General features: G+C 68.8%; 11 protein-coding genes and 1 pseudogene. 8 read left to right on the top strand and 4 right to left on the bottom strand.

The window, feature by feature from the left end; all coding sequences use genetic code 11:
• Positions 1 to 883: 883 nt before the first annotated feature.
• Positions 884 to 1,444 carry a hypothetical protein gene (locus ACFYR3_RS06005; protein WP_355849917.1) on the bottom strand — a complete coding sequence of 187 codons (561 nt, stop codon included), beginning with the start codon at positions 1,442 to 1,444 and terminating at the stop codon, positions 884 to 886.
• 161 nt (positions 1,445 to 1,605) lie between these two features.
• On the opposite strand from ACFYR3_RS06005, the pseudogene ACFYR3_RS06000 reads away from it, so the two are divergent.
• From ACFYR3_RS06000 to ACFYR3_RS05990, 3 genes and pseudogenes are all read left to right on the top strand, one after another.
• A pseudogene (locus ACFYR3_RS06000) lies at positions 1,606 to 1,829 on the top strand (integrase); the annotation flags it as partial.
• A gap of 181 nt (positions 1,830 to 2,010) precedes the next feature.
• On the top strand, positions 2,011 to 2,616 hold the full coding sequence (locus ACFYR3_RS05995; RefSeq protein WP_356782095.1) for a class I SAM-dependent methyltransferase: 606 nt from the start codon (positions 2,011 to 2,013) through the stop codon (positions 2,614 to 2,616).
• Positions 2,591 to 2,719, top strand: coding sequence for a hypothetical protein (locus ACFYR3_RS05990; RefSeq protein WP_355849919.1), 129 nt, complete (start codon positions 2,591 to 2,593; stop codon positions 2,717 to 2,719). Before ACFYR3_RS05995 ends, ACFYR3_RS05990 begins: the two co-directional genes overlap by 26 nt.
• 280 nt (positions 2,720 to 2,999) lie before the next feature.
• Here ACFYR3_RS05990 and ACFYR3_RS05985 read toward each other — a convergent pair whose 3' ends face one another.
• Together ACFYR3_RS05985 and ACFYR3_RS05980 are read right to left on the bottom strand one after the other, a co-directional pair.
• A complete protein-coding gene (locus tag ACFYR3_RS05985; RefSeq protein WP_389281701.1) occupies positions 3,000 to 4,220 on the bottom strand; it encodes an Ig-like domain-containing protein in 1,221 nt (406 codons plus the stop codon).
• A gap of 285 nt (positions 4,221 to 4,505) precedes the next feature.
• Positions 4,506 to 5,267 carry a 2'-5' RNA ligase family protein gene (locus tag ACFYR3_RS05980; RefSeq protein ID WP_389281699.1) on the bottom strand — a complete coding sequence of 254 codons (762 nt, stop codon included), beginning with the start codon at positions 5,265 to 5,267 and terminating at the stop codon, positions 4,506 to 4,508.
• 400 nt (positions 5,268 to 5,667) lie between these two features.
• Between ACFYR3_RS05980 and ACFYR3_RS05975 the strand changes: the two genes are divergently transcribed.
• The gene (locus ACFYR3_RS05975) at positions 5,668 to 6,414 is read left to right on the top strand and encodes an SGNH/GDSL hydrolase family protein (RefSeq protein WP_356782096.1); all 747 of its coding nucleotides are present in this window, start codon (positions 5,668 to 5,670) and stop codon (positions 6,412 to 6,414) included.
• Between the two features lie 248 nt (positions 6,415 to 6,662).
• Positions 6,663 to 9,443, top strand: coding sequence for a SpoIIE family protein phosphatase (locus tag ACFYR3_RS05970; protein WP_389281697.1), 2,781 nt, complete (start codon positions 6,663 to 6,665; stop codon positions 9,441 to 9,443).
• Between the two features lie 51 nt (positions 9,444 to 9,494).
• On the opposite strand, the gene ACFYR3_RS05965 is transcribed toward ACFYR3_RS05970, so the two are convergent.
• The gene (locus tag ACFYR3_RS05965) at positions 9,495 to 10,379 is read right to left on the bottom strand and encodes an ABC transporter substrate-binding protein (RefSeq protein WP_355849930.1); all 885 of its coding nucleotides are present in this window, start codon (positions 10,377 to 10,379) and stop codon (positions 9,495 to 9,497) included.
• 662 nt (positions 10,380 to 11,041) lie between these two features.
• On the opposite strand from ACFYR3_RS05965, the gene ACFYR3_RS05960 reads away from it, so the two are divergent.
• The 3 genes from ACFYR3_RS05960 (at position 11,042) to ACFYR3_RS05950 (ending at position 16,582) form a co-directional block, all read left to right on the top strand.
• Complete coding sequence (locus ACFYR3_RS05960) at positions 11,042 to 13,267, top strand: DUF262 domain-containing protein (protein WP_389281695.1); 2,226 nt, start codon at positions 11,042 to 11,044, stop codon at positions 13,265 to 13,267.
• Positions 13,268 to 13,907: 640 nt separating this feature from the next.
• Complete coding sequence (locus ACFYR3_RS05955) at positions 13,908 to 15,161, top strand: DUF3500 domain-containing protein (RefSeq protein WP_389281693.1); 1,254 nt, start codon at positions 13,908 to 13,910, stop codon at positions 15,159 to 15,161.
• Positions 15,158 to 16,582 carry a HupE/UreJ family protein gene (locus ACFYR3_RS05950; protein WP_355849936.1) on the top strand — a complete coding sequence of 475 codons (1,425 nt, stop codon included), beginning with the start codon at positions 15,158 to 15,160 and terminating at the stop codon, positions 16,580 to 16,582. The genes ACFYR3_RS05955 and ACFYR3_RS05950 overlap by 4 nt, the downstream gene beginning before the upstream one ends.
• Positions 16,583 to 16,777 lie beyond the last annotated feature (195 nt).

Raw genomic sequence — 16,777 nt, 5'->3', positions numbered from 1 at the left:
GGGGCACCGACGCGACCGGGCACCACGGAGAGGTCGCCGCCGCTGAACCGTGATTCCGGTGTGGCCGGAGGACGGATCTCGTAGGTGCGCCAGACGCGCGCCGGGGGATTCAGCAGGACCAGGTGGGGGGGCGGCCCAGGCGACGAATGCCGGGCGGTTCCTGCTGCGGGCCTGGACGAGCACGCTGTTCGGGTGGTGCCGCCCGAATCGTTCGGCGGCTCTGGCCGCGGCCGGGACCGGATTGCCGAAGGAACCCGTGATCTCCCAGAACCCATCCTCATTCGTGGCCGACCAGCCTGCCGCGGTGAACTCCTCGATCACCTCTGCGTGGGGGTCGTCCTCCTGGGCCAGGGCGATGAGCCGCTCCACCTCGCTCCAGGGCGCGACGCGGGCGAGCGCCTGGTCCGGCGGGAACATCAGGTCCTCCGCTTCAGCAGGCTCGGCACGCGCGATCATCGCTTTGCTGTAGCGCCAGGCGCGGGCAGCCAGTACGTCGTGTTCACCGCCGCCGGTCAAGGTGGCGTCCTGGACGAGCAGCGTCATCACCACGGCCGCCGTCGCGTCCAGCCGGCGCCGGGTCTCCGATGGAGTTTGTTGCTGCTTCGATCGGTGCGTCTTCGGAACCGAGAGCTTCGAGGAGACGGCTGAGGCCGGCGCGCCAGCTGTGGTCGTTCTCGTCCCAGGCTCCGGCGGCCAGGAGCTGGATGTACAGGTTCGTCACGAGCAGCCGAACCGGCACCGGTGCTGCGGCTGATGTCTCAGAAGCGGCGAGCGTCCCCACCCAGCGCTGGGCCCAGGTGCGGCAACGGGAACGCTGTTCTGGCGCGATGTACGGGGCAAGAAGCTGGCTCGTGGTGAGCGGGTCGGCGTCATCCGTCTCGTCCTAGTACGGATCGTCGTCCTCCGCCCTCCCACCACCGGTCACCGCCGACACGATCCACCGCGACGAGGGCGCCTGCGGCAGGTCGATCTGCAAGCTACGGAACGCGAGATCCGTCAAGGGGGCCCCGATCATCAGGCGGCAGTCCGCGAGATAGGCGTCCCAGCGGTCGACGCTGCTCGATGTCACCGAGACTGCTGCTGTCGTGCCTGGTGCCGGGCTCACCCGAGGAGCGGATGTGCCGGCGGTCAGCTCGCGCAGGCGTAGCAGATCGGCCTCGAAGCGGCGTGCTGCAAGCTCGTCGGCGAACAACGTCTGCGCCGTGTAGTCGTATCTCAGCCGGGGCCCGTTGTCGGCGCCGTGGCGCCTTGCACAGTGCACAGGGCTGTAGACGAAGACGACAGCGGATTCGACGGTGGTGCCGTCAGGCCGGGTACAGGTGGCGCGTACCGCGGCCCCCGGGACCTCGGGCAGCGGGAAGGAGGAGATCGATGTTCCTGCCGGGATGGTTCCGGTCTCCGTCCAGGAGCCCGGCGAACCGTCCGGAGAAGTGCTGATCACCACGGGCGCGGGCTGGCTGCGGGCCAGAAAGACATGCAGGCCTTCGCTGTCCGTTTTCGCACCCAGTAGGACGAGCGCGTGACCGGCTGAGCCGAAGGGCCGGATGGTGCGGCCGGTCAGGCTCGCGAGTGCAGTTAATCGGCACCCGCAGGCGCCGTGACCTCATGCGCCGTCGTCACGCCGACGCCTCCCGTCGCAAGCGGCCTGCCAGGCCGCCGACCGTCGCAGTATCCAGCCTCTCGTCCTGCGCTTGGCCCGCGAGAACAGCTCCTGGGGGTATCGGCGCATCCGCGGCGAACTCGCCGTGCTCGGCATCAAGGTCGCACCTTCCACGGTATGGGAGGTCCTGCGAGCACGCGGGATCGAGCCGGCGCCCGAACGTGACCGCTTGAGCTTTGTGGACTCCTGCGTGATGGTCCCCGGCCGCTGCCCGGAGTCGATCCGGTCCTGCTGCACCCACTTTCGCAGCGTCCTCGTGGAGCCACCGCCGAGTTTTTCTGCGACGGCCTTCAGTGCCGCAAGCTGAGTCGCATCTTCGAGCGGCACACGGTCCGCCTATGCTTGCCGCCATGAGCCGTTGGGAGGAGTTGACCGGGGGGACGTCCGGGCAGGACTACGCTGCGCGGTTCGCGGCCCTGGCCGGTAGCGGGAAGGATGTGCACGGTGAGGCGCGGTTCTGTGCGGCGCTCGTGCCTTCCGGAGCGCGGGTGCTGGACGCCGGGTGCGGTACCGGACGGGTCATGATCCGGCTTGCGGCGCAAGGGTACGACTGTGTCGGGGTGGATCTTGATGCGTCGATGCTGGCAGTGGCGCAGGAGAAGGCGCCGGGACTGCCTTGGTTCCAGGTCGATTTGGCCAGGTTCGACCCGGCCCTGCTCGGCATCACCGCGGACTTCGATCTCGTGGTCGCCGCAGGAAACGTTTTCCCGCTGCTCGCTGCCGGCACCGAGGCCGCGGTGGTCGAGCGCCTGGCCGCGGCCCTACGCCCGGGCGGTCTGATCGTCGCCGGCTTCGGCCTGGACGAGGCGCACCTGCCGGTGCCGCCCGGCATCACCCTGCCGGAGTACGACGACTGCTGCGCCGCGGCCGGCCTCACCCTCGTCGACCGCTTCGCCGCCTGGGACGCTGACCCTTACGACGGCGGCGGCTATGCCGTCAGCGTCCACCGCCGGTGAGGTGCTGCGGGACATCTTGATCACTCGCGCCCGCCGCGCGGCCGGCAGCTTCTCCCAGCAGTCCGCGAACAGCCACTCGGGCGGCGGCAACCAGTTCGCATGAGGAGATGGTGGCGCCCGGAGGATCTTGCACTCGGAACCGCCCTTGCGCGATCACGGCCGTATCGTCAGCGGTCAACTCGCCCCTCGGACACTCTTTGTAGCGATACACGAACGAGGACCTCGACCCTGACGGTCGTGGTCCTCGTTGCGTTTTCCTGGCTCAAGGACTTCCCGGGGTGAGGACCGTCCGAGCGTCCTTGGCGCCGCGGGCGGCGGTCGGCGATGTGTCGGCCGCCGTCTGACGGAAGGGGTTCAGGTTCACATGGGTGAGTGGCGTGGCGTCAGTTGGACGCGCTGCCCGAGACCCACTCGCTCCACGGCATGTTCCAGTCGCTGAGGCCGTTGTCCGGGGACACTGTGGCCTTGTCCCTGGAGTTCTTGACGATCACGACGTCACCGATCATCGAGTTGTCGAAGAACCACGCGGCGGGCTGCTTGCCGTCGCCGGCGTTCCTGACGTCCTTCAGGCCCACGCAGCCGTGGCTGGTGTTGACCTTGCCGAAGACCGAGTCGGCGCCCCAGTAGTTGCCGTGGATGAACGTGCCCGAGGCGGTCAGGCGCATGGCGTGCGGTACGGCCTTGATGTCGTACGAGGGCTTGCCGTCCTTCTCCGTGAGGCCGACGGTCGCGCCGTTCATGTGGATCTGCCGGTACTTCTCGGAGATGACCATCCGACCGTTGTACGTCGGGTGCTCGGCGCTGCCGGACGAGATCGGGATGGTCTTGATCGTCCTGCCGTCCCGTACGACGGACATCTGCTTCGTCCTGGCGTCGACGGTGCTGATCTGGCTCCGGCCGATCTTGAACGTGACCGTCTGCTGGACGCCGTCGAGACTCATCGTGACGGTGACGGTGGAGCCGGGCTTCCAGTAGTGCTCGGGGCGGAAGTCCAGGCGGCTGCTGTTGAGCCAGTGACCGACGACCTGCTCGCCGCTGCTGGAGCTGACCTGGACCTTCGACTCCACGGCGGCCTTGTCGCCGATCGCCTTGTCGAAGTTGAAGGTCACCGGCATGCCCACACCGACGGTCGAGCCGTTCTCGGGGGAGAGGTGCCCGAGGAAGTCGTTGGCCGGGGAGACCGTGGAGATCGCGGCGTTCTCGGTGGCGGAGCGGCCCTTCGCGTCCTCGGCCTCCGCGGCAACCTGATATCGGGTGGCCTGCTTCAGCGGGCCGTTCGGCTTCCAGGACGCGCCGTCCGCGGACAATGTGCCCGGAACCTCGGTGCCGGTCGCGACGGCGGTCATGGTCACCTTGGTGAGCCTGCCGTCGCTGACGGTGACGCTCACGGAGTCGTTGATCCCGAGGCCGTGAACCTGCCCGGGCGTGATCTTTATTCGGGCGTCGGAAGCGTCCTGGGTGTCCGCCTGATTCGCCTGTGCCTGCGTTTCCGGGTGAGTCCCGGTGTCGTTGGTGGCCGCGTAGCTGGTACCGCCCAGCGCCGTGAGTGCGAGTGCGCCGGCCGTAGCCATCAGCCCGGTGCGTCGCTTGCGTACGGTGATCAAACGCTTCTCCCATGCCGCTGGTCGTTGAATCCCTCGAGCTGGTTGCCGAATGGGGACAATCAGCTCCAAAGAAGCATTTTTACGCATTGGTTCGCTTGGATGGGGTGGATTGTGGCGAGTTTCACGCGTTATGCGTGGGTCGTCGAGGCTCCGCTCGACGGCCGGACGGCGCGTGATCGATCAGCTCTCGCCGATCGGTGCGGGCCGTACGGTGATACGGAGGCGAGGGGTCCGGCGTGACCGGCTGGTGGTTATCTTTTCTCTTTCGCCACACCTGGCCGTGGCTCACCTGTCGGAGATCTCGGAGAGCCATGCCGTGTCCTCCGGGCCGGGCGCTTCGAGGCCGGGTGCGGGGAGCCGGCGGACCTCGCCCGTGCGCAGGGCGATCGTTGCGCGTGGCTGCATCGGCCCCTGACCCCTGCGCGAGAGCAGGACGAGTTCCCATACTGTCGCCGTCATGGCGTCGAGGCGGGTGGCGCAGTCGGCGCTGACGCGCCGCGGATCCCGGGTCCGGCCCAGGGACAGATGCGGAGTGAAGTTCTTGGCCCGCCCACGGCAGAGTGGAAACCGCTGCCGCAACACGTGGTGCAGGTCCTCCCACGGTGCCTTGCCGGCTGCCGTCGGATCGAGCCACACGGTGGCGTATGCCCTGTGCCGGAAGGTCCGCACCCCGTCCAGCAGGGCGGCGAAGGCCGGCGTCTCGGCCGTCGCCGCGGCGAGCAGCGGGGCGGCTCGCTCGAAGTCGGACTCGGGCACGAAGGGGAAGAGGACATTGACGTGCGGCGGCCAGCGGTGGATCTGCGGATCGTAATCCCGGCGGATGTCCTGGATCGGCGGCCACAGCTCTGCGGGCGGGATCCAGGCCACCGCTGTGCGGGCCGTCGGGGGCAGGCCGAGGACGCCGACGGGTTCTCCCCGGCCGAAGGCCGGGTCCGCTCGCGGGTTCCGCATCCGGCCGGCGCGCGATGCGCCGATGCGGTCCACCCCTGCCGCCCGGTCCCGCGGGTCCCGGCGGCCCGGTTCACCGATCTCGTCGCTGCTTCGCATCACGCGTCCTCTCCCGCCGTCACACCCCCTCCTCCAGGGTGCCGTTGGTCCTGTCCTTGACGGTTGCCCCTCACGCACCGCGATGGTTCTGGTGTGGTGCGTGACGAAGCTGCGGGCTCGCGGCTGGAGCGGCGGTTGCGTCGACTCGCGGCAGCGGTACCCGAGAGGGCCACGACCTTGCGGTCGCGGTACTCGTTTCGCCTCACGCCTCTCCCTTGCCCGGCGTCCGTGCGTGTTTCCGTGACGTTAAACGTGATGTTGAATACGGAAGCAGTTTTGACATGAACACTTCCGTTAGGTGGTTGCCTGTTGTACCAAATGAGGGCCAGCTTTTCCCGCTCAGGGAGGTCCTGTGAGACGCGTCAAATTGCGATCCACGCTTGTCGCCTTCGGTCTCGCGATGATGTTCGGCCTGGTGCTGACCGGACCGGCGCACGCCGCCGGGTCGGCCTATGTCGCGCTGGGGGATTCGTACTCGGCCGGCAACGGCGCAGGGAACTACGACAGTTCGAGCGGAAGCTGCCACCGCAGCCTCAGCGCCTACCCCTACCTGTGGAAAAACGCCCACGCACCGGCCTCGTTCGCCGACACTTCCTGCTCCGGCGCGGTCACCACGGATGTCACGAACGGCCAGCTCGCCCCGCTGAACTCCTCCACCGGCCTCGTCTCGCTCACCATCGGCGGCAACGACGCCGGTTTCTCGGACGTCATGACCACCTGCGCGACCGGCTCGGACACCGACTGCGTCAACCGGGTGAACACGGCCGAGAGCTACGCTCAGAACACCCTCCCCGCCCGCCTGGACGCCACCTACGACGCCATCCGCGCCAAGGCGCCCAACGCCAAGGTGGTCGTTCTGGGCTACCCGCACATGTATACGCTCAACGTCTTCTGCGTCGGCCTCAGCGCCACCAAGCACAGCAAGATCGACGAGGCTTCGGACGTCATCGACAGTGTCATCGCCGGCCGTGCCGCCGCCCACGGCTTCGTCTTCGGAGACGTCCGCACCGCGTTCGGCGGCCATGAGCTGTGCTCCAGCGACGGCTGGCTGCACTCCCTGGTGATCTCGCCGAGCTGGGAGTCGTACCACCCCACCGCCACCGGCCACGCCAGTGGCTACTACCCCGTCCTCAACGCCAACAGCTGACCTCCCCTGGGGCGAGTCGTCCGGGCTCGCCCCCGGACCTCCGCCGTCGAACGGCGGGCCGGACCCGGTCGGCCGTTCCGGCGGCCGGCCTCTGCGGAAAAGGCACGAATCGGCACTCGGACGAGTGCAGGCGGGGCGCGATCGAGATCGTGCGGTCGTCGGGTCGGGACGGTGACGACGCCGCTCGGGAAACCGGGATCGGCCGGTCCTGAGCCGCGCCGACCGGGCCGGTCACTGATACTGGGAAAATGGGCAAACTCGGGCGATTCGTCCCAGCGAGCCGAAGGGGCGACCGCGTGCCACCGAAGGCCGGGCCGCCGGAAGTCGGCCCGAAGGCCCGTCACCATTCGGCCGGCCGACGTGTGCTCTCGTGGCGGAAGCCGCGCAGCGTCGCCGGTCAGGTCTTCCTGCTGCAACTGGTGGTCGTCCTGCTCCTCATCGCCACGGCCCTGGTGGTGCTCGTGATCCAGGACCGAAACCGCGCGATCCAGGAAGCCGCCGACCGGTCACTGGTGGCGGCCGAGTCGTTCGCGAACGCCCCGGGCACCGCGGACGCGATGAAGAGCGATGACCCGACGGCGGCACTCCAGCCACATGCCGAGGCGGTGCGCAAGAAGACCGGCGTCGACTACGTCGTGGCGCTGAGCCCCTACGGCTTCCGGTGGACCCACCCGGACCCGGACCAGATCGGGAAGCACGTCTCCACCTCCTACGGCCAGGCGCTCGAAGGTGAACCCCACCAGACCACGTTCGACAGCAGTCTGGGGAAGGCGGTCGACTCGACGGTGGCCGTCTTCGACGAGAAGGGGACCGCGGTCGGCCTCGTCACCGTGGGGGTCACGGTGGACAAGGTGACCAGTGTGGTGCAGCGCCAACTGCCGGTGATCTTCGCCTCCGGTGGTGTCGCGCTGCTGCTGGCCGCGGGTGGGTCGGCACTGGTCAGCGGGCGCTTGCGGCGCCAGACCGGGGGCCTGGGGCCGGTGGAGATGACCCGCATGTACGAGCATCACGACGCGGTGCTGCACGCGGTCCGTGAAGGCGTGATCATTCTGGACGGTGACGGAAGGCTGCTGCTGGTCAACGACGAGGCCCGCCGGCTGCTCGCACTACCGCCGGAGGCCGAGGGCAGGCCGGTCACCGGACTCGGGCTGAACCCGGCCCTGGCCGGACTGCTGGGATCGGGTCGGGCGGCCACGGACAAGGTCTTCCTGGCCGGGGACATCCTGCTCGCGGTCAGCGTGCGGCCGGTGGGCCTGCAGGGGGGCAGCGTGGCCACCCTGCGGGACACCACGGAGCTGCGCGCCCTCGCGGGCCGGGCGGACGTGGCGGGCGGGCGCCTGCGACTGCTCTACGAGGCCAGCACGCGGATCGGCACCACCCTCGACATGAAACGCACCGCCGAGGAGCTGACCGAGGTGGCGGTCCCGCGCTTCGCCGACTTCGCCACCGTCGAGCTGGTGGAGGCCGTGCTGCAGGGTGGTGAGCCGACGGGGGCGAGTATGGAAATGCGCCGTGTCGCAGCCGCGGGTATCCGCGAGGACGCGCCCCTTCACAATGTCGGGACGCTTATGCGCTACGTGCCCGGCAACCCCGTGGTCATCGGTGTGACCACCGGCCGGCCGGTCCTGGTGGAGCAGCTCGCCATGGCCGACGGATGGCGGGCCCAGGACCCGGAGCGGGCCCAGGAGGTCATCGAATTCGGTATCCACTCCATGATCTCGGTGCCGCTCCGGGCCCGAGGCGAATTGCTGGGGGTCGTCGAGTTCTGGCGTTCCGAGCAGGACCCCTTCGAGCCGGACGACCTGTCCCCCGCCGAGGAACTCGCCGCCCGGGCGGCCGTGTGCATCGACAACGCGCGCCGGTACACCCGCGAGCACACCACGGCCGTCACCCTCCAGCGCAGCCTGCTGCCCGGCACGCTCCCCGAGCTGTCGGCGCTGGAGGTCGGGCACCGGTACCTGCCCGCCCAGGCGGGAGTGGGCGGTGACTGGTACGACGTCATCCCGCTGCCGGGGACCCGGGTGGCCCTGGTGGTCGGCGACGTCGTCGGACACGGTCTGCACGCCGCCGCGACGATGGGTCGCCTGAGGACCGCGGTGCACAACTTCGCCGCCCTGGACCTGCCTCCGGACGAGCTTCTCGCGCACCTGGACGACCTGATCACCCGGATCGACCAGGACGCGGCAGCCGTGGGCGACACCGAGGCCATCACGGGTGCCACCTGCCTGTACGCGGTCTACGATCCGGTCTCCGGGCGGTGTGTTCTCGCCCGGGCCGGTCATCCCGGTCCGGCGCTGGTCTCGCCCGACGGCTCCGTGACCTTCCCCGACATCCCCGTTGCCCCGCCACTCGGCGTGGGAGGAGGTCTGCCGGTCGAGACGGCCGAACTCCGGCTGGCCGCCGACAGCCGGCTGGTCCTCTACACCGACGGCCTGGTCGAGGCCCGCGGCCGCGACATCGACATCGGGCTCGGCATGCTGAAGGAAGCGCTCGCCGATACGGACGGCGCCACCCCGGACGACACCTGCCGGGTGGTGCTCGACGCGATGCTGCACACCAGGGCGAGTGACGACGTCGCCCTGCTCGTCGCGCGCACCCGGCTGCTCGACCCGGAACAGGTCGGGGAATGGGAGGTACCCGACGACCCCGCGGCCGTCCCCCGGATCCGCGCCGAGGCCACCCGCAGGCTGGAAGCCTGGGGGCTCGGCGAGGCCGCCTTCACGACCGAGCTGATTGTCAGCGAACTGGTGACGAACGCCATCCGGTACGGAGGGGGCCCCATCAGTCTGCGGCTGCTGCGCGACCGCGACAGCCTGATCTGCGAGGTCGCCGACGGCACCAGCACCTCCCCGCACCTGCGCCGCGCAACCCTCACCGACGAGGGGGGCCGTGGTCTGTTCCTCGTCGCGCAGATGTCCCGCCGCTGGGGGACCCGGTACACCGACCGAGGCAAGATCATCTGGGCTGAGCAGGCGCTGGACGCCGGAGCCGCCGGGGACCTGAGCGGTCTCCTGATGGCGGACCTGTGAAGCGGGACGGAACCGGACCGCCGCCCCGGCGGGTGCGTACGCCCGGCGCGTTCAGGAGCTGTTGTCGACCGTGAAGTACGGGATCTTGGCCGGGTCCTGGCCGAAAGCGGCCCCGAGGTAGACGGCCGACAGTTTGGTGAGCGTTCCGTCGTCGATCAGCTGCCTGATGACCCGGTCCAGCTCCTTCTTGTTCGCTGACCCCTTCGGGTACAGGGCGCCGTAACCCTGGTCGGTCCTGTACTGGCCCACGAGGCGCACCCTGCCCTCCCGCTTCTGGGGATACGCCAGCAGAATCGTCGTGTCGTGGACGACGGCGTCGATCTGTCCCTTCTCCAGCGCCGTGACCATGTCCGGGTCGTTGGGGAAGGCGGTGACGGGCTTGGTCGGCTTGAGGCGCTTCTTGACGAACTCCTCGCCTGTGGTGCCCTCGGCCACTCCGATGCGGACGTCACGGATGTTGTCTCCGTTGATCTTCTCGCCGTCCCTGATCAGCACTCCCAGGGTCGAGGAGAGGTAGGGCGGGGAGAACTCGGCGACCTTGCTCCGTTCCGGGGTGATCGTGATCTGCGCCAGTGCCAGGTCGAAGTCCTTGGTCCGGCCGGACACGACCTCCGGGAAGGGGGCGTTCTCCACCTTCACCCGGTCGAGTCCGGACCGGTAGGCGATGTTGGCGGCCATGCAGTACTCGTAGCCGCTCTTGATGGAGTCCGGTGTGTTGCCGCCGTTCCACCAGCCGGGCGCCGGCAGGGTCGTTTTGACCGTGAGGGCGCCCGCCGTTCTGGGGGACAGGTGAAACTCCCCGTGATGTCCCGAGACCGGGCAGTCGCCGTAGTGGGCCTTCGACGACGTCGAGCCGCCCTGGTCACAGGCCGATGTCGCGACGGTGAGCGCCACGCCGACAGCCAGAGAGACGATCGCTGCCGCGGCGCGCATCATTGCACCTCCGGTAGGGGCATACTCCTTGAGTCACCATAAAACACCCCGAACCATACGACCGCCGGAGCCACGTGGGAGGACCTCCGGGCGCGGGTCGGGTCACCCGTCTTCCGGCGGCGTCGCAGCGGCGGGCCGGAAGCGCGAGCCATTTCCCGGCCGCGCCGTGTCCCGTCCGGCTTGTGTCCCGGTCGTGCCGGACCCGGTCGCGCCGTGTCCCGGTCGTGCCGGACGCCGGTGTGATGAGCCGGGCGGCTGCCGGAAGAGGTCACGGAGCGGGGCTCCTCGGCGCTCCGCGACGAGGTCGCTTCTGACACTCTGCGCGCGCACCCTTCGAGGTCGGGACAGCGCTGACCGCGCTCAGCGTGCGCGGCGCCGCTGCGGCGCACGGTGTGCGCCGTCCGATCCGGTGCCGGTACCGGACCGGGCGGATCGCCGTTGAGGTACGGGGCGGCTTCGGGTTCCGGGATCGTACGGGTGACGGACGGGACTCCCGGGCCGGCACCGGCACTCTCCGGGCGGGCACCGGCGCTCTCGGGGCGGGCTCGTCCTGGCCGGGCGCTCCGGAAGTCCGGAGGTGTGGGTGACGTCATCCGGCCGTTCGGGAGGCTACGGCCGACCGGAAGGCGCGAGCGGCGGCCGACCCGGAGGTGCGGGCGGCGGCCGTGCTCAACAATGTGGACAACTTCGGGATCGTCTTCGACAAGGTCTTCGTGGACGAGATGGCCGACCGCTTCGACACCATCGCAGGGCATGGACCTGGACCAAAGTGGTCGGTGGGTGAAGGGAGTTCACCACCGGCCATCGAGCAGGAGACCGCATGCTCGTACGTGTGCCCGAGACCGGCCCAACTCGTGCCGTCGGCTGATAACTTCGTGCAATCGGTCGGACACGTTCTGGCGCGGAATGTCGCCAGGACCGGATGGACAGGCTCAACGACGGTGCAGATTTCGCAGGTCCTGGACAAGGTGGACGCGGGAGACATCGCGCTTCCCGAGTTCCAGCGTGGCTACGTCTGGACGCGCGACCAGGTGCGCGGGTTCTTCCAGTCCCTCTATCGCGGATACCCCATCGGCGGCTTCCTGACCTGGAGCACCAAGGCTGAAAGTGTCCAGACGCGGGGCGGGGGCTCGGGCCGGGACGGCTCGATCCATCTGTTGCTCGACGGTCAGCAGCGCGTCACCACTCTCTACGGAATCACCCGCGGCAGAGCTCCGGGCTTCTTCGAGGGCAACGCCTCGGCGCTGACAGGACTGCACTTCAACCTCCAGACGGAGGTCTTCGAGTTCTACGCTCCGGCGAAGATGAAGGACAATCCGCTCTGGGTGGATGTCACCGCGCTCTTCCGGAGCGGACTGGCCGGCCAGCTCCTCGCCGTGAACCAGTTGGCGAACGGGGACGCCGACCTGCAGGTCGTCTACATCGAGCGCCTGAACCGCATCACCCAGATAAAGGATCGCAGTGTCCACATCGATGAGGTGACCGGCGAGGACAAGACCATCGACGTGGTCGTGGAGATCTTCAACCGGGTGAACTCGGGCGGTACCAAACTCTCCAAAGGCGACCTCGCCCTGGCTGCCATCTGCGCGGCCTGGCCGGCTGCCCGGCCGACCATGAACCAGGCTCTCCAGAAATGGTCGACCGCGGGTTTCGGGTTCAAGCTCGACTGGCTGCTGCGCAACGTCAACGCCGTCATCACTGGTGAGGCGCAGTTCTCCAAGCTCGCCGACGTGGATGTTCAGGCGTTCCGGTCGGGACTCGCGGAGACCATCGACTCCGTGTCGTATCTGCTCAACTCGCTCGGCGGACGGCTGGGGCTCGACCACGGTGCGGTCCTGAGCGGCCGCGGTGCCTTCCCGGTGATGAGCCGACTGCTGCACCGCTACGGAGGCGCGTTCCCCGACGCCATGACGCGCGACCGCCTCTTCTACTGGTATGTGCACAGTTTCCTCTGGGGCCGTCACACGGGAGCCACCGAGACCGTCCTCAACCAGGATCTGCAGGCGCTCGACGACGGCGGGGTCGACCAGTTGATCAGCGTGCTGCGGCGCAGCCGCGGCGGCCACCTCGGGATCGGTTCGGACGACTTCGTCGGTTCCAGTATGGGTTCGCGGTTCTACCCGCTGCTCTACATGCTGACGCGGGTGTACGGCGCCCAGGACTTCGTCAGCGGAGTCCCGCTGCGGGACGGAATGCTGGGACGGCTCAGCTCACTCCAGGTGCACCACATTTTCCCCAAGGCGCTGCTCTACAAGCACGATTACGGCCGTGGAGAGGTGAACGCGGTCGCCAACTTCTGCCTCCTCACGCAGGACACGAACCTGAAGATCGGGGCGAGGGAGCCGGCTGAATACCTGGAAGAGATCGAGGCACGTATGCCAGGGGCGCTGGCGACCCAGTGGATCCCGATGGACCGCGACCTCTGGAAGGTGTCCAACTACCCCGACTTCATGGCCGCCCGGCGCGTTCTCCTGGCCCGTGCCGCGAACGAGTTTCTCCAGGGTCTGCACGACGGCCCGTCTCCGGTGGCGCTGGAGGACGTACGGGCGTCGCTGGCAACGACCTCGCTCGCGGACCCCTCCGGCACGGCCAAGGCCGACCCGGCCGACGAAGTTCCTGGCCTCCGCGTACTGCTGGCCGAGCTGCACGAAGCCGACCTGGCCGTACCGGAACTGGACAGTGAGGTCAGCGACGTGCACACCGGCGCCGCCATCACCGTGGCAGCAGCCTTCTGGCCACAGGGGTTGCGGGCGGAGGGCGGTGTGCCCGTCGTTCTGGTCCCGGACACGACCGAGGAGGAGCAGGCGGCACTCGAAGCCGGCGACTACCGCATCTTCCACAGCACCGAGGCGCTGCGCGCGTACGTCCGGAATCTATGCGCCGAGCAGTGAGTTCAGCGCCGACAAGCTGAGAGTGGGCGGGCGTGGGCCGGCGGCTGACAGCCCGTCGGCTGGAAGTTCTTCAGTTCCATGCGGCAGAGTCGAACGAGGGTGGCACCCGCGACGAGGGTGCCACCCTCGTTCGACGTGCCATGTGGTCGTGCGGTCCGGCTGCCCAGGTTCGTGGCCCGATCCCCGGCGATTACGCCTCGGCCGCAATAACAGGAAACTCTATTTGCGCGATAAGAGCAGCCTGTCAAATACATAAGCAAATTCCGTGAGTTCACGCCGTTCTGTGTGTGGCTCAAGAACGTCCTGTCCATATGACGGTGTATTGAAATTCCGGTAAGAGTGTCGGTAATGTTGTCAACAATCGTGCAGGGGTGGCCGGATGCCCTGTTGCGCGTTTCAGTCCTGCCTCCAACCGCTGACGAGCGGTCTGCAGGTGTGGGCAATTGTCCGGAATTCATGCGGACGCAAGTGATCTCGAAGTCGGCCGACGGGTGCTGCCCGTACGGCCGGGACGTCATTCCAGGTTCAAAAGGAGTGTTTCGTGAGTAGAGAAAGAACCCGTCAAGTGCGCACGCGACGGACTTGGCGAGGTATAGGGGGTGCCGTCGCAGCAATTGTGCTGGTCGGCGGTGGTTTCGCTGTGGCAAATGCCTCGGATGTGCAGACCGGTAAATCGGCCGCGGGCGTCAAGCGCCCGGTCGACCAGCATGCCACCGGCGCGAAGGCCGTTGTCAGTGCCGCCAACGCGTTCCTGAACACACTGGACGCCGACCAGCAGTCGGAGGTGCTGCTGGACTTCTCCGAGGCGAACGCGACGGCGTGGTCGAACCTGCCGTGCGGCTCGTCCTGTCGGCCCGGGATCCAGCTCGGTTCGCTGACGGACACTCAACTGGCCGCGGCCATGAAGGTGTTGAAGGTGGCCACGGGCAACGGCAAGGGCACCGGATACGACCAGATCACGCAGATCATCAAGGCCGACGACGTACTCGACGCGGCGCAGAACTCCAGCTCCGCGTCCGCGCCGACGCCTACGAGCACGGCGTCCGGCACGCCCTCGACGGACCCGTCCGCCTCCGCGGACCCGAGCTCGTCGGCCACGGACGCTCCGTCGGCCACGGACGCTCCGTCGGCCACGGACGCTCCGTCGGCCACGGACGTGCCGACGGGCACGGACGTGCCGACGGGCACCCCGCCGTCCGGCGGTCCCGGCGGCCCCGGCGGTGGCGGTGGCGCGTTCGGCTACGGCAGCGGTGTCTACTTCATGGCGTTCCTTGGCGCCCCCTCGGCGGACGGCACCTGGCAGTTGCACTTCGGCGGCCACCACCTCGCCGTGAACCTCACCTACCGGGACGGCAAGCCGGTGAGTGGCAGCCCGTTCTTCATCGGGGTCGAGCCGAGCACGTGGACGGCGGACGACGGCACCACGTACACGCCTCTGGCGAAGCAGCGAAACGGCCTGCTCGCGGTGACCGGCAGCCTGAACACGGAGCAGTTGACGAAGGCCAAGCTGTCCGAGTCGTTCAGCGACGTGCTCCTCGGTCCGGGCAAGGACGGCCAGTTCCCGGAGACCAAGGAAGGCATCCCGGTCAGCTCGCTCACACCCAAGCAGAAGCAGCTGGTTCTGCAGGCGATCCACCCCTGGGTCGCCAACGTGGACGACGCCACGGCGAAGCGGCTCATGAAGACGTACGAGCATGAGCTGAACCAGACCTACGTCGGCTACTCCGGCGGCACCGGCCTGGACAGCCAGGGCGACTACGTGCGGATCGACGGCCCCGGCGTGTGGATCGAGTTCGTCTGCCAGGGCGGCGTCGTCTTCCGGGGCCAGATCCACTACCACACCGTGTACCGGGACCACACCCGCGACTACGGAAGCGAGTTCTCCTTCTCATGAGCCGACCGCGAATCTGGCTGACCACAGCACTTCGCCTGGTGGCCGGGATCGCGATCGTGGTGCCGGCGGCGCTCCTGCTCGGAGCGTCGCCGGCCGTCGCGCACCCGATGCCGCATTCAGTGGTCCAGCTCGACGTGTACAAGGCCTCCGTCACCGCGCGGCTCGAACTGCCGCTCGGCGACTTGGCCACGGCCAGCGGGATCGATCTGACCAGCATCGAACCGTCGGCCCTGCCCGCCAAGGCCGAGGCCGTCCGCGCCTACCTCGGCAAGCACATCCGCCCGGCCACCCTCAAGGGCAAGGCCTGGCAGGTCGGCATCGGCGCGCTGAGCCTCAGCAGCACCCGGCAGACCTCCACCGGCCCGTACCGCGAGCTGGTCGCCAAGGCGGTGCTCACCCCTCCGCCCGGCGGCGACGTACGGCACTTCACCCTGAACTACGACGTGATCGTCCATCAGGTCGTGACCCATGTGACGCTCGTGACGGTACGCCAGGACTGGGCCGCCGGTCGGGTCGGCGGCGGAGGAGCCACCCAGGTCGGCTCGGTCGGTCTCGACATCCGGCACATGAAGGTCCTGCCGCTGACCGTCGACCTCGGCAAGGGCAGCGCCTGGCGTGGCTTCGTCGCCATGGTCGAACTCGGCGGCGAGCACATCCTCACCGGTACCGACCACCTGCTGTTCCTGCTCATCCTGCTCCTGCCCGCACCACTGCGGGCCACCGGACGACGCTGGCAGGGCCTGGTCGGCGTCCGCGCCGCGCTCTGGCGCATCGGCCGCATCACGATCGCCTTCACCGCCGGCCACTCCGTCGCCCTGGCCGCCACCGCCCTCGGCCGCCTGGAGATCCCCGGTCGGCCGGTCGAGGTCTTCATCGCCGCCAGCATCCTCGTCGGTGCCCTGCATGCGGTCCGCCCCCTGTTCCCGGGCCGGGAAGCGGTGGTCGCGGGCGTCTTCGGCCTCGGCCACGGCATGGCGTTCTCCATCGTGCTCGCCGAGATGCATCTGTCCACCGGACAGCTCGTGTTCAGCCTGTTCGGCTTCAACCTGGGCATCGAACTGGTCCAGCTCCTGCTGGTCTGTCTGGCCCTGCCCGCACTGCTGGTGATGGCACGGCTGCGGGTGCGGCCCGCGCTGCGGGTGGGCGGCGCGCTGCTCACCGCTACGGCGGCCGTCGGCTGGCTGGCCGACCGGCTCGGCATGCCCAACCCGGTCGCCCGGGCGGCCGACAGCGCCGGATCCCACACCACGCTGATGCTGGCCGCCCTCGCGCTGTCGGCGGTCGCCGCCACCGGCTGGGCGCTGTCCACCCGGTGGCGCGCGATGGGCGAACGAAGCGGCGGTGGCCGTCTCGTGGCACGGCCACGCATTGCTTTGCGCGGTCCGGGGCCGAGCCGGGCGCCGTCTCGCGGAGGAAGGTGAGGACGCGGGTCGGTCCTCGGGCCCTGGACAAGGAGCGGTGCCCGGTTCGAGAATACTGACCACCCCATATCGTATGCATAATGCGGATGCGGATTCGTTCGCGGTTGCCCAGGCCTTCGTGTGCCCAGGCCTTCCCGCTCGGGTCTTCGTGAGCCCAGGCCCTCCTGTGCCCCGAACCGCGGTGGGTGCCTGATG

This window comes from Streptomyces sp. NPDC005784, assembly GCF_042871525.1.
Taxonomy (GTDB): domain Bacteria; phylum Actinomycetota; class Actinomycetes; order Streptomycetales; family Streptomycetaceae; genus Streptomyces.
Note: the sequence above shows the minus strand (reverse complement) of the source record. Positions and strands in the feature narration are given on the sequence as shown.

Excerpts from the sequence above, each read along its gene's own strand:
- ACFYR3_RS05980 (WP_389281699.1), bottom strand. The coding sequence starts at position 5,267 with ATGCGAAGCAGCGACGAGATCGGTGAACCGGGCCGCCGGGACCCGCGG.
- ACFYR3_RS05975 (WP_356782096.1), top strand. The coding sequence starts at position 5,668 with ATGATGTTCGGCCTGGTGCTGACCGGACCGGCGCACGCCGCCGGGTCG.
- ACFYR3_RS05995 (WP_356782095.1), top strand. The coding sequence starts at position 2,011 with ATGAGCCGTTGGGAGGAGTTGACCGGGGGGACGTCCGGGCAGGACTAC.
- ACFYR3_RS05970 (WP_389281697.1), top strand. The coding sequence starts at position 6,663 with ATGGGCAAACTCGGGCGATTCGTCCCAGCGAGCCGAAGGGGCGACCGC.
- ACFYR3_RS05950 (WP_355849936.1), top strand. The coding sequence starts at position 15,158 with ATGAGCCGACCGCGAATCTGGCTGACCACAGCACTTCGCCTGGTGGCC.
- ACFYR3_RS05965 (WP_355849930.1), bottom strand. The coding sequence starts at position 10,379 with ATGATGCGCGCCGCGGCAGCGATCGTCTCTCTGGCTGTCGGCGTGGCG.
- ACFYR3_RS05990 (WP_355849919.1), top strand. The coding sequence starts at position 2,591 with ATGCCGTCAGCGTCCACCGCCGGTGAGGTGCTGCGGGACATCTTGATC.